Origin of the sequence: Streptomyces vastus (assembly GCF_039532825.1) — a bacterium.
GTDB lineage: Bacteria > Actinomycetota > Actinomycetes > Streptomycetales > Streptomycetaceae > Streptomyces > Streptomyces vastus.
In genome coordinates this window covers 104,729-124,402 of sequence record NZ_BAAASJ010000072.1, presented here as the reverse complement: position 1 = coordinate 124,402, position 19,674 = coordinate 104,729, and the positions used below count along the sequence as shown (strand labels likewise).

17 protein-coding genes are annotated in these 19,674 nt (G+C 69.2%); 10 read left to right on the top strand and 7 right to left on the bottom strand.

Annotation, left to right across the window (positions count from 1 at the left end; genetic code table 11):
- Positions 1 to 3: 3 nt before the first annotated feature.
- From ABD357_RS26800 to ABD357_RS26785, 4 genes are read right to left on the bottom strand one after another with little or no spacing between them, the layout of a single operon-like run.
- Complete coding sequence (locus ABD357_RS26800; protein ID WP_344393654.1) at positions 4 to 999, bottom strand: DUF2510 domain-containing protein; 996 nt, start codon at positions 997 to 999, stop codon at positions 4 to 6.
- 48 nt (positions 1,000 to 1,047) lie between these two features.
- Positions 1,048 to 1,830: a 3-oxoacyl-ACP reductase gene (locus tag ABD357_RS26795; protein ID WP_344393540.1), complete on the bottom strand. Its 783-nt coding sequence runs from the start codon at positions 1,828 to 1,830 to the stop codon at positions 1,048 to 1,050.
- Positions 1,827 to 3,206, bottom strand: coding sequence for an aldehyde dehydrogenase family protein (locus tag ABD357_RS26790; protein ID WP_344393539.1), 1,380 nt, complete (start codon positions 3,204 to 3,206; stop codon positions 1,827 to 1,829). Before ABD357_RS26790 ends, ABD357_RS26795 begins: the two co-directional genes overlap by 4 nt.
- An 11-nt stretch (positions 3,207 to 3,217) precedes the next feature.
- Complete coding sequence (locus tag ABD357_RS26785) at positions 3,218 to 4,582, bottom strand: glutamine synthetase family protein (protein ID WP_344393538.1); 1,365 nt, start codon at positions 4,580 to 4,582, stop codon at positions 3,218 to 3,220.
- Positions 4,583 to 4,659: 77 nt separating this feature from the next.
- Here ABD357_RS26785 and ABD357_RS26780 point away from each other — a divergent pair, with 77 nt between their 5' ends.
- The 10 genes from ABD357_RS26780 (at position 4,660) to ABD357_RS26735 (ending at position 16,540) form a co-directional block, all read left to right on the top strand.
- A complete protein-coding gene (locus tag ABD357_RS26780) occupies positions 4,660 to 5,406 on the top strand; it encodes a FadR/GntR family transcriptional regulator (protein ID WP_344393537.1) in 747 nt (248 codons plus the stop codon).
- Between the two features lie 184 nt (positions 5,407 to 5,590).
- Complete coding sequence (gene eat, locus ABD357_RS26775) at positions 5,591 to 7,036, top strand: ethanolamine permease (protein ID WP_344393536.1); 1,446 nt, start codon at positions 5,591 to 5,593, stop codon at positions 7,034 to 7,036.
- A gap of 25 nt (positions 7,037 to 7,061) precedes the next feature.
- Positions 7,062 to 7,745, top strand: a complete 684-nt coding sequence (locus ABD357_RS26770; RefSeq protein ID WP_344393535.1) for a gamma-glutamyl-gamma-aminobutyrate hydrolase family protein — start codon at positions 7,062 to 7,064, stop codon at positions 7,743 to 7,745.
- A 336-nt stretch (positions 7,746 to 8,081) separates the two neighbouring features.
- Positions 8,082 to 9,170: a quaternary amine ABC transporter ATP-binding protein gene (locus ABD357_RS26765; RefSeq protein WP_344393534.1), complete on the top strand. Its 1,089-nt coding sequence runs from the start codon at positions 8,082 to 8,084 to the stop codon at positions 9,168 to 9,170.
- On the top strand, positions 9,163 to 11,775 hold the full coding sequence (locus tag ABD357_RS26760; RefSeq protein WP_344393533.1) for an ABC transporter permease/substrate binding protein: 2,613 nt from the start codon (positions 9,163 to 9,165) through the stop codon (positions 11,773 to 11,775). The genes ABD357_RS26765 and ABD357_RS26760 overlap by 8 nt, the downstream gene beginning before the upstream one ends.
- A 272-nt stretch (positions 11,776 to 12,047) precedes the next feature.
- Positions 12,048 to 12,611, top strand: a complete 564-nt coding sequence (locus ABD357_RS26755; RefSeq protein WP_344393531.1) for a helix-turn-helix domain-containing protein — start codon at positions 12,048 to 12,050, stop codon at positions 12,609 to 12,611.
- The gene (locus ABD357_RS26750; protein WP_344393530.1) at positions 12,608 to 13,318 is read left to right on the top strand and encodes a helical backbone metal receptor; all 711 of its coding nucleotides are present in this window, start codon (positions 12,608 to 12,610) and stop codon (positions 13,316 to 13,318) included. The genes ABD357_RS26755 and ABD357_RS26750 overlap by 4 nt, the downstream gene beginning before the upstream one ends.
- Positions 13,319 to 13,561: 243 nt before the next feature.
- Entirely contained in the window at positions 13,562 to 14,497 is a 936-nt protein-coding gene (locus tag ABD357_RS26745) for a LysR family transcriptional regulator (protein ID WP_344393528.1), read from the top strand.
- 103 nt (positions 14,498 to 14,600) lie between these two features.
- On the top strand, positions 14,601 to 15,530 hold the full coding sequence (locus ABD357_RS26740; protein ID WP_344393526.1) for a 5'-3' exonuclease: 930 nt from the start codon (positions 14,601 to 14,603) through the stop codon (positions 15,528 to 15,530).
- Between the two features lie 161 nt (positions 15,531 to 15,691).
- Positions 15,692 to 16,540 (top strand): siderophore-interacting protein, encoded by an 849-nt coding sequence (locus ABD357_RS26735; RefSeq protein ID WP_344393524.1) that lies wholly within the window; start codon positions 15,692 to 15,694, stop codon positions 16,538 to 16,540.
- Positions 16,541 to 16,786: 246 nt separating this feature from the next.
- Here ABD357_RS26735 and ABD357_RS26730 read toward each other — a convergent pair whose 3' ends face one another.
- From ABD357_RS26730 to ABD357_RS26720, 3 genes are all read right to left on the bottom strand, one after another.
- Positions 16,787 to 17,566: an ABC transporter permease gene (locus tag ABD357_RS26730; protein ID WP_344393523.1), complete on the bottom strand. Its 780-nt coding sequence runs from the start codon at positions 17,564 to 17,566 to the stop codon at positions 16,787 to 16,789.
- Positions 17,563 to 18,582, bottom strand: coding sequence for an ABC transporter ATP-binding protein (locus ABD357_RS26725; RefSeq protein ID WP_344393522.1), 1,020 nt, complete (start codon positions 18,580 to 18,582; stop codon positions 17,563 to 17,565). The genes ABD357_RS26730 and ABD357_RS26725 overlap by 4 nt, the downstream gene beginning before the upstream one ends.
- A 198-nt stretch (positions 18,583 to 18,780) precedes the next feature.
- Entirely contained in the window at positions 18,781 to 19,476 is a 696-nt protein-coding gene (locus ABD357_RS26720; protein ID WP_344393653.1) for a PadR family transcriptional regulator, read from the bottom strand.
- Between the last annotated feature and the right edge of the window lie 198 nt (positions 19,477 to 19,674).

The following is a 19,674-nucleotide window of genomic DNA, read 5'->3' as shown; positions in this document are numbered from 1 at the left end:
GCGCTACTGCGTGGGACCGACGCTGCTGCCCACCCCTCCGCCCGTGTCCGCGTCCCCCACCGGCCGGATCCCCTTGGTGATCTCGTCCATGTCGGTCAGCGGCGGCCCGTCCTGACCGGCGTCGAACACGAACCGCACCATGACCGGGGCCCCGGACCCGACGCTGGACGGGAACGCAAGCGACTGGACGTAACCCCCTGGCCCTTTCTCGGTCTTGACCTGCCAGCGCACGAAGTATCCGGTGCGGCCCGCGACCGCGACCGGCCCCTGCTTGACCAGCTTCTTGGACGTGATGCCGCCGTAGGGGCGGCGGTCGAGCCGGTCGACGTCGTAGGCCTGGTCCGCCGCCTCCGAGATGTCGGCCTTGGCGAGCGCCTCGGGGGACTTCTCGTCGTTCGCGGTCACCGTGCGCGAGATGACCCTGCCGCGGCGGCACAGTCCGTCGTCGCCCGGGCAGGTGTAGGTGTCGGGCGTGGTCATCACGACGTAGTCCTCGGCGACGTACTGGGGTCTGACCCAGCCGTCGAGGAGCGGAAAGGTGATGCCGTTGAGCTCGTCCACGACCACGGAGGGGTCGTCGGCCGACGGTTCGGAGGTGGATTCCGAGGGCGTGGGCGAGGGCGGGTCGCTCGCCGGCGCGGAGGATTCGGGCGCCGGGGTGTTCGCCTCTGCGGAGCCGTCGTCCCGGTTCAGGACGACGGCTCCGGTGACGATGGCGGCGACCAGGACGGCTGCCGCGGCCACCAGGGCGATGACCTTCGCACGGCCGGAGCCGCCGCCGGGGCCACCGGGCGCGGGGGCGAACCCGGGCTGCGCCAAGGGCTGTTGGGGCACCCCGGGCTGCATCCCTGGCTGCACTCCGGGCTGTGCCGTGGGCTGTGCCGTGGGCTGTTGGGGCACCTCGGGGGCGCGCATGTGCTCGGTCCACCTGGTCCCATCCCACCAGCGTTCGACATGCGGCGCCGAGGGGTCGCGGTACCAGCCGGGCGAGGGCGTCATGCTCATTCGGGCACTGTAAGCGCGCCTGAACCGTCAGTACACGGCGGTCTACAGAGGTGTGACATATGCGCCCGAAATGCCGCCGTCCACGAGGAAGTCGGTGGCGTTCACGAAGGACGAGTCGTCGCTGGCGAGGAAGGCGACCGCCGCGGCCATCTCCTCGGCCTCCGCGAACCGCCCGACCGGGATGTGCACGAGACGGCGCGCGGCCCGCTCCGGGTCCTTCGCGAACAGCTCCTGGAGGAGCGGGGTGTTGACCGGGCCGGGGCACAGGGCGTTGACGCGGATGCCCTCGCGGGCGAACTGCACACCCAGTTCGCGGGACATGGCGAGGACGCCGCCCTTGGAGGCGGTGTACGAGATCTGGGAGGTCGCCGCGCCCATCCGGGCCACGAACGACGCGGTGTTGATGATGGAACCCTTGCCCTGGCGCCGCATGTAGGGAATCGCCGCCTTGCAGCACAGGTACACGGAGGTGAGGTTGACCTCCTGGACCCGCTTCCATGCCTCGAGGCCCGTCTCCAGGATGGAGTCGTCGTCGGGCGGCGAGATGCCCGCGTTGTTGAAGGCGATGTCGACCGAGCCGTAGGTGTCGTACGCCGTCTGGAACAGCGCCTCGACCTGCTCGGCGTCGGTGACGTCGACCTTCACGAAGATCCCGCCCACCTCTTCGGCGGCTCCCTTGCCGCGCTGTTCGTCCACGTCGCCGCAGACGACATGGGCGCCCTCGGAGGCGAGGCGGCGAGCGGTGGCGAGGCCGATGCCGCTGCCGGCACCGGTGATGACGGCGGTGCGGCCGACGAGGCGGCGGCAGATGGTTTCGTCGGTCACTGTGCGGGGCCCTCCGTGCTGATGAAGACGTTCTTGGTCTCGGTGAAAGCGGTGAGCGCGTCCGGGCCGAGTTCCCGGCCGAGTCCGGACTGCTTGTAGCCGCCGAACGGGGTCCAATAGCGGACGCTGGCATGGGAGTTGACGGACAGGTTCCCGGCGCGTACGGCCTGGGACACGCGCAGCGCCCGGCCGACGTCGCGGGTCCAGATGGAGCCGGACAGTCCGTACTCGGTGGCGTTGGCGAGCCGGATCGCGTCGGCCTCGTCCTCGAAGGGCAGCACGACGGCGACCGGTCCGAAGATCTCCTCGACGGCCGCGCGCGCGTGGGGCTCGATTCCGGTCAGGACGGTGGGCGGGAACCAGAAGCCGGGGCCTTCGGGGGCGGTGCCGCGGATGCCTCGCAGATCGTCGGTGACGTACGAACGTACGCGCTCCAGCTGGGCCTTGGAGATCAGCGGGCCCATCGCGGTCTTCTCGTCGGCCGGGTCGCCGACGAGGACGGACTCGACGGCGGGGGCGAGGAGTTCGAGGAAGCGGTCGTACGCCGTGCGCTGGACGAGGATGCGGGTGCGGGCGCAGCAGTCCTGGCCGGAGTTGTCGAGGAAGGACATGGGGGCGGCCGCGGCGGCGGCTTCGATGTCGGCGTCGGCGAAGACGATGTTCGGGCTCTTGCCGCCGAGTTCGAGGGTGACGGGCTTGAGGAGAGCCGAGCCTTTCGCCAGCACCTGTTTGCCCACGGTCGTCGACCCGGTGAACACGATCTTCGCGACGCCGGGGTGCTCGACGAGTGCGTTGCCCGCGACGGGCCCTTCGCCCGGCAGCACCTGGAACAGCCCTTCCGGCAGCCCGGACTCCAGGGCGAGTTCGGCCAGCCGCAGCGCCGTCAGGGGTGTCGTCTCGGCGGGCTTGAGGATGACGGCGTTGCCGGCCGCGAGTGCCGGAGCGGTGCCCCAGGCGGCGATGGGCATCGGGAAGTTCCAGGGCGCGATCACGCCCACGACACCGACCGGTTCGAGGATCGTCACGTCGAGACCGCCCGGCACCGGGATCTGCCGCCCGGTCAGCCGCTCCACTCCCCCGGCTGCGTAGTCGAGCAGATCGCGTACGTTGCCGGCTTCCCAGCGGGCGTTGCCGATGGTGTGCCCGGCCTCCCGCACCTCCAACTGGGCCAGTTCCTCGAGGTGTTCGTCGACGACGACGGCGAAGCGGCGCAGCAGCCGGGCCCGTTCGCCGGGGGCCAGGGCGGCCCACCGGGACTGTGCCTTCACCGCTCGTACGACGGCGGAGTCGACGTCCTCGGCGCCGGCGGCCGCAACGGTGGTGATGACCTCCTCCGTCGCCGGATTGAGGACTCGGAGCTGATGCTCGTACGACACGGACGGACCTTTCACATGCGTTCGAAGGAGCGGCGCAGCTCCCAGTCGGTCACTGCGGCGTCGAAGGCCTGGAGTTCGACGCGCGCCATGTTGCGGTAGTGGGCGACGACCTCGTCCCCGAAGGCGGCCTTGGCCAGGGGACTGGTCTCCCAGAGCTCGGCGGCCTCGCGCAGGGTGGTGGGGACGTGCTCGTACTCGGCGGTGTACGCGTTCCCGGCGCACGCCTCCGGCAGCTCCAGTTTCTGCTCGATGCCGTACAGACCGGCCGCGACGAGTCCCGCGACGGCCAGGTACGGATTGACGTCGCCACCGGGCAGCCGGTTCTCGAAGCGCATCGAGCGGCCGTGGCCGACCACGCGCAGGGAGCAGGTGCGGTTGTCGTAGCCCCAGGCGACGGCGGTCGGTGCGAAGGAGCCGGGCTGGAATCTCTTGTACGAGTTGATGTTGGGTGCGTACAGCAGGGAGAAGTCCCTGAGTGCGGCGAGCTGTCCGGCGAGGAAGTGCCGCATGACGTCGGACATGCCGCCGGGTCCGTCCCCGGCCATGGCGTTCCGGCCGTCCTTGTCGGCGAGCGAGAGGTGGATGTGACAGGAGTTGCCCTCGCGCTCGTTGTACTTCGCCATGAAGGTGAGCGAGACGCCCTCCTGGGAGGCGATCTCCTTGGCGCCGGTCTTGTAGATGGCGTGCTGATCACAGGTGACCAGGGCCTCGTCGTACTTGAACGCGATCTCGTGCTGCCCGGGATTGCACTCGCCCTTGGCGGACTCGACGGTCAGCCCGGCGGCCTGCATCTCGTTGCGGATGCGCCGCAGCAGGGGCTCGATGCGGCCCGTGCCCAGCACCGAGTAGTCGATGTTGTACTGGTTCGCCGGGGTCAGCCCCCGGTAGTTGGCGTCCCAGGCCTGCTCGTACGTGTCCTTGAAGACGATGAACTCCAGCTCGGTGCCGACCTGCGCGGTGTAGCCGTACTCGGCGAGGCGCTCCAGCTGGCGGCGGAGGATCTGGCGGGGCGCGGCGACGACGGGCGCGTCGTTGTTCCAGGCCAGGTCGGCGATGAGCATCGCCGTACCGGCGTTCCAGGGGACCTTGCGGAGGGTGCTGAGGTCCGGACGCATGGCGAAGTCGCCGTAGCCGGTGTCCCAGGAGGACATGTCGTAGCCGTCGACGGTGTTCATTTCGGTGTCGACCGCGAGGAGGTAGTTGCAGCCCTCCGTGCCGTGGTGGAGGACCTCGTCCAGGAAGAAGCGCGCGGCGAACCGCTTGCCCTGGAGTCGCCCCTGCATGTCCGGGAAGGCCAGGACGACAGTGTCGATCTCGCCGCTCGCGACGAGAGCGTGCAGCTCCTCCACACTGAGCGGTGATGTGCGCTGGGCCACGGGAAAGGCCTCCTTCGGTCAGCCGAGAGCCATAAGGTATTGCTGAGAACCATTGTTTGGGAAGGGGGCACGGCCATATGACGCAGCCGGATGCGCACGGCGTGAACGAGCGGCCGGGCGATCAGCTGGCACCCGTCCTGCGACCGGTCCGCGCGGGCAACGGCTTCGAGGAGGCACTGGAGCAGATCCTCCAGGTGGTACGGCTCGGCCTGGTGTCCGGTGGTGAACGGCTGCCCGCCGAGCGGGAGTTGGCGGACCGGCTCGGGATCAGCCGGGTGACGCTGCGCGAGGTGCTGAAGGTGCTCCAGGACCAGGGGCTGGTCGAGTCGCGGCGCGGGCGGTACGGCGGCACGTTCGTCCGGCCCAGGACCGATGCGCCCGGCGAGGCCGAGCTGCGCCGCCGGACCGAGGGGACCGACATCGAGGACGTCCTGCGCTTCCGTGAAATCCTGGAGGTGGGCGCGGCCGGCCTGTGCGCCCAGCACGGGCTGGACGAGGAGCAGGCGGCACGACTGCGGGACGCGCTCGCACGCACCCACGACGCTCCGCTCACCGACTACCGCCGCCTGGATACGCTGCTGCACCTCACGCTGGCCGAACTGTGCGGTTCGCCGACCCTGACCGCCCAGTACGCGGCCGTACGGGCAACCGTGAACGACCTGCTGGACTGCATTCCCCTGCTGGTCCGGAACCTGGAGCACTCACAGCAGCAGCACACCGCCCTGGTGGAGGCCGTGCTCGACGGGGACGCCGACGGGGCGCGGGAGATGATGCGCGAGCACTGCGCGGGAACCGCCGCCCTGCTGCGCGGCTTCCTCACGTGACGTGCCGCGGCTTCCCACGCGAGACCCGATTAACGGGCACGTAACGCACGCCTCTTGCTTTCTGGCCACGTGTCCCGCAAAGGTATGGATCCGTTCCATTGCGCTTCGCCGCGCCGCCGGGGGCCCTCATGTGCCTCGGGGCCCCTTTCACCCGAGCGTCCACCGCCCTTTGGGGAGTCCGCCCATGCCCATCGATTCCACCAAGCCACCCGCCGCCCCGGAGGCGGACGACTATCTGGAGCGCAGGAGCCTGCGCCGGGGCAGCGCCGGCTGGCTGCTGCTCACCGGACTCGGTGTCGCGTACGTCGTTTCCGGCGACTATTCCGGCTGGAACTTCGGGCTCGCCGAGGGGGGCTTCGGCGGCCTCGCGATCGCCATGGTCCTCATGGGCCTGATGTACATCTGCATGGTCTTCGCACTCGCCGAGCTGTCCTCCATCCTGCCGACGGCGGGCGGCGGCTACGGCTTCGCGCGCCGGGCGCTCGGACCCTGGGGCGGCTTCCTGACCGGCACGGCGATCCTCATCGAGTACGTCCTCGCGCCCGCCGCCATCTCCATCTTCATCGGCGACTACGTCGAGTCGCTGGGCCTGTTCGGGCTCACCTCCGGCTGGCCGGTGTACCTGGCCTGCTTCGTGATCTTCATCGGCATCCACCTGTGGGGCGTCGGTGAGGCGCTGCGCTTCAGCTTCGTCGTCACCGGGATCGCGGTGCTGGCGCTCCTGGTGTTCGCGGTCGGCGCGTTCCCCGACTTCGACGCCTCGAACCTCGACGACATCCCGGTGGACGCGAGCGCCTTCGGCTCCAGTTCCTGGCTTCCCCTGGGCCTGCTGGGCATCTGGGCCGCCTTCCCGTTCGGCATGTGGTTCTTCCTGGGGGTCGAGGGCGTGCCGCTCGCGGCCGAAGAAACCAAGGATCCGGCCCGTACGCTGCCGAAGGCGATCCGGTGGTCGATGGGCATCCTGGTGTTCCTGGCCCTGCTCACCTTCTTCGCCGCCGCCGGGGCGCGCGGGTCGAACGCGATCCAAGGAGCGGGCAACCCACTCGTCGAGGCGCTCCAGCCCGACGGCGAGGCGACCACGCTGAGCCGGATCGTCAACTACGCGGGTCTCGCGGGCCTGATCGCGTCGTTCTTCTCCCTGATCTACGCCGGCTCGCGTCAGCTCTTCGCGCTCTCACGGGCCGGCTACCTGCCCCGTTTCCTGTCCCTGACGAGCAGCCGTAAGGCCCCCTACCTGGGCCTGCTGGTGCCGGGCGCGATCGGCTTCGCACTGGCCGCGGCCACGGGCAACGGCGCGCGCATGCTGAACGTGGCGGTCTTCGGCGCCACCATCTCGTACGCGTTGATGTCGCTCTCGCACATCGTGCTGCGCCGCCGCGAGCCGGGCCTCGAGCGGCCGTACCGTACGCCGGGCGGTGTGCTGACGTCCTCGGTGGCGCTGGTGCTGGCATGTTCCGCGCTGGTGGCGACGTTCCTGGTGGACGTGGCGGCGGCGGTCATCGCGCTCGCGGTCTACGTGGTGGCGGTCGCCTACTTCGGCCTCTACAGCCGCAAGCACCTGGTGGCGAAGGCACCGGAGGAGGAATTCGCGGCGCTGGCGGCCGCCGAGGCAGAGTTGGAGCGGAACTGATCCAGGAGACGACGAAAAGGGGTTCATGGTGGGCGGCAGGCCGCTGATCGGAGTCAGTACGTATCTGGAGTCCGCGCGCTGGGGCGTGTGGGAGCTGGAGGCGGCGCTGCTGCCCGTCGGGTATCCGCGGCTGGTGCGGGACGCCGGCGGGCTTGCCGCGATGCTGCCGCCCGACGATCCCGCGCACGCCGCGGCGGTCGTGGCCCGGCTCGACGGGCTGGTGATCGCGGGGGGGCCGGATGTGGATCCGGCACGGTACGGGGCCGAGCGTGAGCCCCGTACGGGGCCCGAGGCCCGTGAGCGGGACAGCTGGGAACTCGCCCTGATCGACGCCGCATTGGCCTCCGGCACTCCGCTGCTGGGGATCTGCCGGGGCATGCAGCTCCTGAACGTCGCCCTCGGGGGAACGCTCGTGCAGCACATCGAGGGACATGCCGAGGTCGTGGGCGTCTTCGGCCACCACACCGTGAAGCCGGTTCCCGGCTCCCTGTACGCCGCCCTGGTGCCCGAGGAGACCTCGGTCCCCACCTACCACCACCAGTCCGTTGACCACCTCGGCTCCGGCCTCACGGCTTCGGCCCACGCGGCGGACGGGACGGTGGAGGCGCTGGAACTCTCGGGTCCGGGATGGGTGTTGGGCGTTCAGTGGCATCCGGAGATGGGGGACGACGTGCGGGTGATGAGCGGCCTTGTCCACGCCTGCGTCTGACCGGGGTTCCTTTCCCCGAGCACGGCCGAATCCCCAAGCACGGCCGAACGGGCGCCCCTGGCAGCAATGGGCCCAGGGGCGCCCGCATGAGCGCGCAGTCGGCGAAACGGAACGGCGCTACTCGCTAAACGTAAACAGCCTGTGAACTGGGGCACTCTTGCGTTTGGTCCAGACAAGTGAGGGCAGGCGCGGATCTGGAGTGAAGCCGGTCCTGTTTTCAACTGCACCTGACAAATCGGGAGTGAACGGAGACCGGACGTGCGGGCGGACCCCGCGTCGCTCCACGGCCCGTCGGCGGGGGAGGCGGGCCGTCTTCGTTCGACCTGAGAGGTACAAGTGTCATCCAGGCTGCAAGCCGAGCACCTTTACAAGGTGTTCGGCAGACGACCCGAGAAAGCGGTGGAGCAACTCCGTGAAGGAAGTGACCGTGAGGCGCTGCGGGCCGACGGCTCCACCGCCGCGGTGATCGACGCGTCCTTCACGGTCGAACCGGGCCAGACCTTCGTGGTCATGGGCCTGTCCGGATCCGGCAAGTCCACGCTGCTGCGCATGCTCAACGGACTGCTGGAGCCCACCGCGGGACAGGTGCTCTTCGACGGCCAGGACCTGACCGCGCTGAGCGACCACGAGCTGCGCCAGGTCCGCTCGAAGAAGATCAGCATGGTCTTCCAGCACTTCGCGCTCTTCCCGCACCGCAGCGTCCTCGAGAACGCCGCGTACGGCCTGGAGGTGCAGGGCGTGCCGCGCGCCGAGCGCGAGTCCCGCGCCACCGACGCCCTCGCGATGTGCGGTCTGGCCGGCTGGGAGAAGTCCTGGCCGGACGAGCTGTCCGGCGGTATGCAGCAGCGCGTGGGCCTGGCCCGGGCACTGGCCACCGACGCCGACCTGCTCCTGATGGACGAGTCGTTCAGCGCACTCGACCCGCTGATCCGCCGCGACATGCAGGACCAGCTGATCGAGCTCCAGAAGAAGCTCCAGAAGACCATCGTCTTCATCACGCACGACCTCAACGAGGCCATGCGCCTGGGCGACCGAATCGCCGTGATGCGCGACGGCCGCATCGTCCAGATCGGTACCGCCGAGGACATCCTGATCCGCCCCGCAAACGATTACGTGGCCTCCTTCACCAAGGACGTCGACCGCTCCCGGGTGCTCACGGCCGACGCGGTCATGGACACGGACGTACGGGGCGACGAGGCGGACTGCGGCTGCGAGACCGCGCGGCCCGACAGTTCCTTCGTGGACCTCTGCGCCATCAGCGCCCGCGTACCGCACTCGGTCGCGGTACTCGACAAGGCGCAGAAACTCGTCGGAGTCGTACCGCGGCAGCGCCTGATCGGCTTCCTCGGGGACGAACAGGGCGAGCCCAGGCCCTGCGACGCACCGCGCGACAAGGTTGTCAAGGCGGTGAAGGCCGATGCCTAGGATCCCCTTCGGCGACTGGGTCAACGACACGGTCGACTGGCTGCTCGAGCACATGGCGTGGCTCTTCGACTTCTTCAAGGCGATCTTCGAGGGCACGTACGACGGGATCAACGCCGTCCTCCAGGCCCCGGAGCCGCTCCTCCTCGCGGGCATCTTCGCGGTGATCGCGTTCTGGCTGCGCGGCACGTCCGCCGGTGTCTTCACCTTCCTCGGGTTCGCCTTCATCGACTCCGTCGAACTGTGGGAAGACGCGATGGTGACCCTGTCGCTCGTCCTGGTGGCGACGATCATCGCCCTCGCCATCGCGGTGCCCGTGGGCATCTGGGCGGCGCGCTCCGACCGGGTGAGCAACACGGTCCGGCCGGTGCTCGACTTCATGCAGACGCTGCCCGCGATGATCTACCTCATCCCGGCGATCCTGTTCTTCGGCACCGGCGCCCCCGCCGGCATCGTGGCCACCATGATCTTCGCGCTGGCACCCGGTGTCCGCATGACGGAACTGGGCATCCGCCAGGTCGACAAGGAACTGGTCGAGGCCGCCGACGCGTTCGGCACCACCCCCGGGAACACCCTGCTGCGCATCCAGCTGCCGCTGGCGCTGCCCACGGTCATGGCCGGCGTCAACCAGGTCATCATGCTGGGCCTGTCCATGGCCGCCATCGCGGGCATGGTCGGCGCCGGCGGACTCGGCGGCGACGTGAACGAGGCCCTCGGCCAGCTGAACGTGGGCCTGGGCTCCGAGGCCGGCGTCGCCATCGTCATCCTGGCGATCTACCTGGACCGTATGACCAGCTCGCTCGGCACCCAGGTCTCGCCGCTCGGCCGCCGCGCCCTCGCCAGGCTCCGCGCCGCGCAGGGCCTGAACATCTGGTCCTACCGTCCCCGGCCCGCCGTGGCCGTGATCGGTGTCGTCGTGCTCGCACTGGTCGCGGGCGGCATGGGCGTCTTCGGCGGTACGAACTCCGAGACCACCGCCGCCGACTCGACGAACGTCGGCCAGGGCAAGAAGATCACCATCGGCTACATCCCGTGGGACGAGGGCGTCGCCTCCACCTTCCTGTGGAAGGAGATCCTTCAGGAGCGCGGCTACGAGGTCGAGACGAAGCAGCTCGAGGCCGGCCCGATGTACACCTCTCTCGCCGCCGGCGACATCGACTTCCAGACGGACGCCTGGCTGCCGACCACCCACGAGCAGTACTGGAAGAAGTACGGCAAGCAGCTCGAGGACCTGGGCTCCTGGTACGGACCGACGTCCCTGGAGCTGAGCGTGCCCTCCTACATGAAGGGCATCGACTCCCTGGAGGACCTCAAGGGCAAGGCCTCGGAGTTCGGCGGCAAGGTCACCGGCATCGAGTCGAGCGCCGGCATGATGAGCCTGCTCAAGGACAAGGTCCTGGCGGAGTACGGCCTCGACAAGGAGTACAAGGTCGTCGACAGCTCCACGCCCGCCATGCTGGCCGAGCTGAAGCGCGCGTACGCCAAGCAGGAGCCCATCGTCGTCACGCTGTGGTCTCCGCACTGGGCGTACAACGACTACAAACTGACCAAGCTCGAGGACCCGAAGGGTGCCTGGGGCAAGGGCGACGACGTCCACACGGTCTCCCGCAAGGGCTTCGCCGAGGACAACCCGGTCGTCGGCCAGTGGCTGAAGAACTTCAAGATGACCGAGAAGCAGCTCACCAGCCTCGAGGCGGAGATCAACAAGGCGGGCGACGGCAAGCAGCCGCAGGCCGTGAAGGCCTGGCTGAAGTCGAACCCCGGTGTCGTCGACAAGCTGGCCCCGGTCGAGAAGTCCACGGGCGCAGACCTGGCGGAGGTGAAGCGTCCGGTGGACGTCGCCTTCTTCCCCTGGGACGAGAACGTCGCCGTCACCTACTTGTGGAAGAACGTCCTGGCCCGCCGCGGCTACACGCTGAACCTCAAGCAGATGGACGTCGGCCCTGTCTACACGGGCCTGGCGACCGGCGACATCGACGTCAACTTCGACGCCTGGCTGCCGTACGCCCAGTCCAACTACTGGGAGAAGAACAAGGCCAACCTGAGAGACCTGGGCACTTGGTACCAGCCGACCTCGCTTGAGCTCGCCGTGCCTTCGTACGTGAAGGACGTCAAGTCCCTCGCGGACCTCAAGGGCAAGGCGGACACCTTCGGCGGCAAGATCATCGGCATCGAGCCGGGCACCGGCGAGATGAACCTGCTCAAGAAGGACGTCCTGCCCGGCTACGGCCTGGACAAGGAGTACGAGGTCGTCGACGGCTCCACGCCCGCGATGCTGGCCGAGCTGAAGCGCGCGTACGCCAAGAAGGAGCCGATCGTCGCCGTCCTGTGGTCCCCGCACTGGGCCTACAGCGAGTACGAGCTCACCAAGCTGTCGGACGAGAAGAAGCTGTTCGGCGAGGGGAACACGATCCGCACGATCACCAACAAGGCGTTCCCGGGTCAGTACCCGCAGCTCACGAAGTGGATCAAGAACTTCAAGATGAGCGAGGAGGAACTCGGCACCCTGGAGGCGGAGATCAAGGACCGCGGCCAGGGCAACGAGGAGGAGGCCGTCGAAGCCTGGCTCAAGGAGCACCCGGACATGGTGAGCCGGATGACTCCCTAGCAGCGCGCCGGTACGGCGTCAGTCCACCGAGGGGTGGGCTTCGCCCGCGAGGACCGTGCGGTTCCGTGGGGCGGAGCCTGCCCCTTTGTTAACGGCGTTGTGATGGGCGCATGAAACGGTTTGCCGAACCTGCGTAGGGTGCAAACAAAACATCGGGAGACATTGGCTCGTACGTCCCTCGTATGTAGTACCCCGTACGTACGAAGACCGGGCCGTCACCGAGCCGCCCGCACCGACCCCGCACCGACGACGCACAGGAGGGAGCCGAAGCGATGGACGACAGCAAAGATGCCCTTCGGGTGGGCGCGGCCGTCCGGCGGCGGCGCCGGGCACTGGAGCTCACCCTCGCCGTCGTCGCCGAGCGCAGCGGACTGTCGGTGCCCTTCCTGAGCCAGGTCGAGAACGAGCGGGCCCGGCCCAGCATGCGCTCCCTCCAGCGCGTCGCCGACGCCCTGGGCACGACCTGCGTCGAACTCCTCGCCGCCGCCGACCCGGCGCGCAGCGTCGACGTCGTGCGCTCCGACGACTCCGAATTCACCCACGAGCCCCTCGTGCGCCCCCTGGTGCGCGGTCACCACCAGCTGCACGCCATGGAGTTCAGCGGGGACCACGACGCGGGCCGCGAATTCCAGCACCGCAACGACGAGTTGATGTACGTCGCGGACGGCGCCGTCGAGGTCGAGGCGGAAGGCCGCGCGTACCGGCTGGGCCGCGGCGACACGCTGTACATGACTGGTGGCGTACGGCACCGCTGGCGGGCGACCGTGCCGGACACCCGCGTACTGGTCGTGGCGGTCGCGGACCACATCGAGGCGGCGGAGGACGCACAGCGGTGAGGGTGGTGTCCCTGGTTCCGTCCCTCACGGAGGCGGTGGCCGCCTCGGCGCCGGGCGCGCTGGCCGGGGCGACGGACTGGTGCAGCCATCCCGTCGATCTCGATGTCGTACGGATCGGGGGCACGAAGAACCCGGACGTCGAGCGGATCGTGCGGCTCGCACCCGACCTGGTGATCGCCAACGAGGAAGAGAACCGGGAGCCGGATCTGGCCGCCCTGCGGGAAGCGGGGCTCGAGGTACTGGTGACCGAGGTGCGGGAGGTGCCACAGGCGTTCCGGGAGCTGGAGCGGGTACTCGGGGCCTGTGGGGTTCGGGGCCGGCCACGGTGGCTCGACGAGGCGGAGACGATGTGGGCGGACCTGCCGGTGCCGTCACGTCGCCGCCGTGCCGTCGTGCCGATCTGGCGACGGCCGTGGATGGTACTCGGCCGGGACACCTTCGCGGGTGACGTACTGGCGCGGCTGGGCGTGGACAACGTGTACGCGACGCATACGGAGCGCTATCCGCGTGTGCCCATCGAGGAGTTGAGGTCCGCGGAGTACGTCGTACTTCCGGACGAGCCGTACCGTTTTACGGCCGAGGACGGCCCCGAGGCCTTCGAGGGCCGACCCTGCGCATTGGTCAGCGGCCGGCATCTCACTTGGTACGGCCCTTCGTTGGCGGAAGCGCCGCGGGTCCTGGGCAGGGCAATCGCCCCTGGCGGTTGACTGGGTTCCCGAAGAATCCGCACCCCGACGAACCCTGAACTTGCCCGCCGGCCCACGGCCCCGCACCCACCAACCACCCAGGGGCGCGGGGCTGTGTCAATCTGCGGCTCCGCCGCGTGGGCGCGAGCAACCACAACGAACCCGCACCCGGCAGCGAACCCCAAACCCCTACGAACCCTGCCCAACCGCCGGAGGCCGGGTGCGAGCCCCGAGGGGCTTGGCGCTCCCACATAGAGTGGGCTTATGAGCGTGGCTGAACAGGAGTTTCCCGACTCCTCCGGAGGGCTTGGCCGACGAGTGCCCGAGCTTGGGGCCTTGGAGTTGCTGCTTGCTGTGGCGCGGCTGGGGAGTCTGGGGCGGGCGGCCCGGGAATTGGGGATCACGCAGCCGGCGGCCAGCAGCCGGATCCGGTCGATGGAGCGGCAGTTGGGGGTGGCTCTGGTGGACCGTTCACCCACCGGGTCACGGCTCACGGACGCCGGTGCGCTGGTGACGGACTGGGCGCAGCGGATCGTGGAGGCGGCGGAGGCCTTCGATGCCGGGGCGCAGGCCTTGCGCGACCGGCGTGACTCGAGGTTGCGGGTCGCCGCGAGCATGACGATCGCCGAGTATCTGCTGCCGGGGTGGCTGATCGCGCTGCGCGCCCAGCGTCCGGACACGGCCGTGTCGCTGCTCGCCGGGAACTCCGCTGCCGTGGCCGAGCGGCTCCTCGCCGACGAGGCCGACCTCGGCTTCGTGGAGGGGCTGTCCGTGCCGACCGGGCTCGACTCGGCGGTCATCGCCCACGACCGGCTGATCGTTGTGACGGCGCCCGGGCATCCGTGGGCGCGACGGCGTCGGCCGCTCGAGGCGACGGAGCTCGCGGCGACGCCGCTGATCCTTCGGGAGAAGGGTTCCGGTACGCGTCAGGTCCTGGACGCGGCCCTCGGCGGCCTGGCCAGGCCGTTGATCGAACTGTCGTCCACGACGGCGGTGAAGGCCTCTGTGGTCAGTGGAGCGGGGCCGGCGGTTCTGAGCGAGCTCGCTCTCGGCGAGGAGTTGTCGGCTCGCCGCCTCGTCTCGATCCCTGTGGCGGACGTACGCCTCAGCCGGGCGCTCCGCGCGGTGTGGCCGGTGGGGCATCGGCCTGCGGGACCGGCGCGGGACCTTTTGTCGCTGACGGTTGCCTCCGGCCGTTGAGGAGGTGTGCGGGTTCGTTGGAGCTGGTCGCGCCGTTCCCGTTTGTGCCCACGGGGGCACCGTCGAGCTGGGGCGTCGGGCCCCTCAGTGGCATGCTGTGCGCATGCCGACCCGCCCAAGAAATCTTCTGTTGCTTGACACCGCCTCGCTGTACTTCCGCGCTTATTTCGGAGTCCCGGATTCCGTGAAGGCTCCGGACGGCACACCGGTGAACGCGGTGCGGGGACTGCTCGAATTCATCGACCGCCTCGTGCGGGACCGCCACCCGGACGATCTCGTCGCGTGCATGGACGCGGACTGGCGGCCCCAGTGGCGCGTCGACCTGATCCCCTCCTACAAGGCGCACCGCGTCGCGGAGGAGCACGAGACCGGCCCGGACGAGGAGGAAGTGCCCGACAACCTTTCGCCCCAGGTGCCGGTCATCGAGGACGTCCTGGACGCGCTGGGCATCGCACGCGTGGGGGTGGAGGGATATGAGGCGGACGATGTGATCGGCACGTTCACGGCCCGCGCCACCGGCCCTGTCGACATCGTCACCGGCGACCGCGACCTGTTCCAACTGGTCGACGACAAGCGGCAGGTGCGGGTGCTGTATCCGCTCAAGGGCGTGGGCAGCATGCAGCTCACGGACGAGGCGCTGCTGCGCGAGAAGTACGGGGTGGACGGTCCGGGGTACGCGGACCTGGCACTGCTGCGCGGCGACCCGAGCGACGGGCTCCCGGGGGTTCCCGGCATCGGCGAGAAGACGGCCGCCAAACTGCTGGCCGAGTTCGGCGACCTGGCCGGGATCATGGCGGCGGTCGACGACCCGAAGGCGAAGCTCACGCCCTCGCAGCGCAGGCGCCTCGACGAGGCCCGGCCGTACGTGGCTGTCGCGCCCAAGGTCATCAAGGTGGCCGACGACGTGCCACTGCCGGTGGTGGACAAGGCGCTGCCGAGCGCGCCGCGCGACCCGGCGGCACTGGAGGAGCTGGCGGCGCGCTGGGGTCTGGGCGGCTCACTGCAGCGGCTGTTGGTGACACTCGGATCCTGATCCGTAACACCCTGCACTTCACCCTCCGGCCGAGTCTTACGTCTGATCAAAGATGTGGTCATCAACACCCCAAGCGTGGCCATCGACTTATCGAGCGAGAGGTGTTAACTAGAGAGAGGTGCTAACTTAGGTAAGCCTTAGTAACATTTCGGGAGGCCGTCATGGCAGAGCGTCCGGCACGCAGGGCTCCGAAGCCCCACTCCGCGCGGGTGATCCGCACGGAGCGGCTCACCCCGCACATGCAGCGCGTGGTTCTCGGCGGTGAAGGCCTCGCCGAATTCTCCGCGGGCAGCAGCACCGACCATTACGTCAAGCTGCTGTTCGGAGCGGAGGGCGTGACCTATCCGGAGCCCTTCGACATCGCCCGGATCCGCGAGGAGTTCCCGCGCGAGCAGTGGCCCGTGACGCGTACGTACACGGTGCGCGCCTGGGACCCCGAACTGCGCGAGCTGACGCTCGACTTCGTCATCCATGGCGACGAGGGCCTGGCCGGGCCGTGGGCCACTCGGGTCCAGCAGGGCGAGATCGTACGGTTCCTGGGCCCCGGCGGGGCGTACGCGCCCGATGCCGAGGCCGACTGGCATCTGCTGGCCGGGGACGAGAGCGCGCTGCCCGCGATCGCCGCCTCCCTGGAGGGGATGCCCGACGGCGCCAAGGTGTACGCCTTCGTCGAGGTCGAGGGCCGGGACGAGGAGCAGAAGATCGCCTCCGACGTGGAGGTCGTCTGGCTGCACCGCGGCGACCGGCCGATCGGCGAGGCGCTCGTCGAAGCCGTACAGGCGCTGGAGTTCCCGGAGGGCCGGGTGTGCGCGTTCGTGCACGGCGAGGCCGGCTTCGTGAAGGAACTGCGCCGGCTGCTGCGCGTCGAGCACCAGATCCCGCGCGAGCACCTGTCGATCTCCGGCTACTGGCGCCTCGGCCACAACGAGGACGGCTGGCAGGCGGCGAAGAAGGACTGGAACGCACGGGTGGAGGCCGAACAGGAGGCCACGTCTGCCTCCGGCGGTTGAGCGGGGGCGCCTACCGGGCGGGCTGGATCGGTTCACAGGCGAGTGCGGGTTCGTCGTAGCTGGTCGCTCCCCCACTCTCGACTTCTCCCCCACTCTCGGCTTCGCTCGAGCGGGGGGACCCCCATGAGCGGGGAGGACCCCCATCGCGGCGGAGCCCGCAAATTGATACAACCCCGCGCCCCTGACGGGGCACGACCGTGCCCTTTGCTGGGGCACGATCGCGCACACCGACGCAGCACAACGTTCCTAGACCGAGCGCTGATACGCCCGGAACGTGCGGGTCGACAGCCACACCGCCGCCACCGCCAGTGCGAGGAGCGCCCCGCCCCGGGTGAGTACGTCGCCCCAGTCCGGGTTCTCCGCCATGGCCGAACGGCCCGCCACCATCGCCCAGTCGAGCGGATTGAAGTCTGCGATGCGTCGCATCCAGCCGGGCATCTGTGAGGGCGCCATGAAGGCCGAGGAAAGGAACGTCAGCGGCAGCAGCAGGAACGTGTTGATGCCGATGATCGACTCCCGCTCGCGCACCAGCATGCCCACAGCGTTGGAGAGCGCGCCGAAGACCGTGCCCAGCAGCGAGGCAGCGACCACGAGCACGACCAGGCCCGCGGCGCCGCCCGGATAGTCCGCGCCGCCGAGTTTCCCGAGGAGGATGATCAGCGCGGACTGCACCGCCGTGGTCAACCCCTGCTGTACGACGTTGGCGTTCATCAGGGCGCCGCGGCTCACCGGAGTGGTCAGGAACCGGTTGAGCGTGCCGCGCTCGATCTCCTCCAAAGTGCCCATGCCCGCCCACATGTTGGAGCTGAGCGCGCTCATCACGACGATGCCCGGCACCAGATAGTCCAGATACGTGGTCGTGCCGAAGCCGCCGAGTTCGACGACCTTCTTGAAGAGGTTGCCGAACAGGAACAGCCAGATCGCCGGCTGAATCAGCATGAAGACGACGTACGCGGGCTGGCGCAGCACCGACATCAGCTGACGCTGTGTCATGTACCACGTCTGAGTGAGGGTTTCGGTGCTCATCGGGCACCTCCGGTGAGTACGAGGCGGTCGGTGGTGTCCGCGGCGGCTTCGGCCTCCGCGTAACGACGGCCCGCGTAGCGCAGGTAGACGTCGTCGAGCGAGGGGCGGGCCACGGTGGCGGCGGCGACGCCGACTCCGGCGCGCTCCAGGGTGGCGAGCAGGGCAGGTACGGCGGCCGCCCCGTCGGCTGCGCGGACGCTGATCCGTCGGCCGTCGAACAGCACCTCGTGCACACCGGGCAGTGCGGTCAGGGCGTCCGTCAGGAGCGTACGACCGGCTTCGCCGACCGCTTCGCGCACCTCCAAATGGACGGCGTCGCCGCGGAGTTCGCCCTTGAGGACGTCCGGGGTGCCCTCGACGACGACACGGCCGCGGTCGACGATGGCGATGCGCTCGGCGAGCCGGTCGGCCTCTTCGAGGTAGTGCGTGGTGAGCAGGATGGTCAGGCCCTCGTCACCGGCGAGGCGGGCGATCTCGTCCCACATCGCCGTACGTGCCTCGGGGTCGAGGCCGGTCGTCGGCTCGTCGAGGAACAGCACCTCGGGCCGGTGGACCAGACCGAGCGCCACGTCGAGCCGGCGCTGCATACCTCCGGAGTAGCCCTTGACCCGGCGGCCCGCCGCATCCGCAAGGTGGAAGCGGGCCAGCAGTTCGTCGACGCGGTTCTTCAGCGGACGGCCCCGCAATCCGTAGAGCCTGCCCTGGAGTTGGAGGTTCTCGCGGCCGGTGGCCACCGGGTCGGCGCCGGACTTCTGCGCGACCACACCGATCGCGCGGCGCACCCGGTCCGGGTGGCGCAGCACGTCGTGGCCGGCGACGGTGGCGGTGCCCGAGTCGGGGCGGGCCAGCGTGGTGAGGATCTTGACGGTGGTCGACTTGCCGGCGCCGTTCGGGCCGAGGAGGCCGAAGACCGTGCCCGGCTCGACGGTGATGTCCATGCCACTGAGGGCGGTGACCTCACCGGGGTAGTTCTTGATGAGTTGGCGCGCCTCCACTGCGGGCGCATGCGTGTTCATGACGGCTGCTCTCCTGAATGAGCGGATGCGGACGGATCCGCATGAGCGGATGACGACTGATCCGCGTGAAGAGCGCCGGGCTATCCTGGGTGTGCCGCACCTCGATCACCTGGCGTGCCTCACGGCGGAGTCAGTTCGGGGTTGGAGACCCTGGTGGGGCTGCTGCAACAGTCCTGCCGGGGTCTGTTCACGTCTCGATCACTTCTCGGTGTCGCGGCCCTCCAAGTCGACGCGGTCGGCCAGGTCCGCGCGGTCATCCATGTCCTGCGGAAAGTCCTGGAACTCCGGCGGTATCTCCCCCGTCTCGTGGAGGGTCCGCCACTCCTTCACCCCGGGCAGAGAGCCGTCCTTCAGCTCCAAGAGGAGGCCACGGACCCACTCGGCCTGCGCCTCGACCATGTGCAGTTGGTACTCGGTCTCCACCAGGAAGATCCGCGGCAGGGACTCGTAGAGCTTCTCCAGCGCTCCCCGACCGCTTGCTGCCTGCACCTCGAGCGACTTGAGCCGCTCCTCCAGCAGCCGCGTCACTTCGTCGGGGTGCAGCACCCCCATCAGTGAGAGCGCGGTTTCGAAGATCGGGTACTCCCGCGCCGGGACCGCCACCAGGTCCGACATCCACTCGGTCATCTCCTCGCGGCCGGCCGAGGTGAGCCCGTAGATGGTGCGCTCGGGGCGGTTGCCCTGCCGCTGCACATCGGTGACCTCGACGAAGCCGTGCTTCTGCAGGTTCTGCACGACCGTGTAGAGCGAACCGTAGTTGATCTTCGTACTGGTGTCCTTGCCCTGGCGGCGCAGGGTCTGGGCGATCTCGTACGGATGCATCGGCTTCTGCCAGAGCGTCGCCAGCACGGCGAGCGCCAGCGGATTGCCGAGCTTCCTGCGCTTGGCCGCCACCCGGCCCACCTCACTCACCTCGCCACCGAATATCCGTAGCCGAACATATCGCGAGTAAACCTCGAACGTCAACACACACGATGTATCGCGATTCGACAACCTTCGCAAGGGCGTGAGGACTTCGGCCCGCGGCAGACATGACCGCGTTATGCGAGCGAAACAGCCGCTCCCTAATTTCTGTCGCCCGACAGGAATTCC

Coding starts and splice junctions, on each gene's coding strand:
- ABD357_RS26800 (WP_344393654.1), bottom strand. CDS start 999: ATGACGCCCTCGCCCGGCTGGTACCGCGACCCCTCGGCGCCGCATGTC.
- ABD357_RS26780 (WP_344393537.1), top strand. CDS start 4,660: ATGACGCAGCCGGATGCGCACGGCGTGAACGAGCGGCCGGGCGATCAG.
- eat (WP_344393536.1), top strand. CDS start 5,591: ATGCCCATCGATTCCACCAAGCCACCCGCCGCCCCGGAGGCGGACGAC.
- ABD357_RS26770 (WP_344393535.1), top strand. CDS start 7,062: ATGGTGGGCGGCAGGCCGCTGATCGGAGTCAGTACGTATCTGGAGTCC.
- ABD357_RS26760 (WP_344393533.1), top strand. CDS start 9,163: ATGCCTAGGATCCCCTTCGGCGACTGGGTCAACGACACGGTCGACTGG.
- ABD357_RS26755 (WP_344393531.1), top strand. CDS start 12,048: ATGGACGACAGCAAAGATGCCCTTCGGGTGGGCGCGGCCGTCCGGCGG.
- ABD357_RS26745 (WP_344393528.1), top strand. CDS start 13,562: ATGAGCGTGGCTGAACAGGAGTTTCCCGACTCCTCCGGAGGGCTTGGC.
- ABD357_RS26740 (WP_344393526.1), top strand. CDS start 14,601: ATGCCGACCCGCCCAAGAAATCTTCTGTTGCTTGACACCGCCTCGCTG.
- ABD357_RS26735 (WP_344393524.1), top strand. CDS start 15,692: ATGGCAGAGCGTCCGGCACGCAGGGCTCCGAAGCCCCACTCCGCGCGG.
- ABD357_RS26730 (WP_344393523.1), bottom strand. CDS start 17,566: ATGAGCACCGAAACCCTCACTCAGACGTGGTACATGACACAGCGTCAG.
- ABD357_RS26725 (WP_344393522.1), bottom strand. CDS start 18,582: ATGAACACGCATGCGCCCGCAGTGGAGGCGCGCCAACTCATCAAGAAC.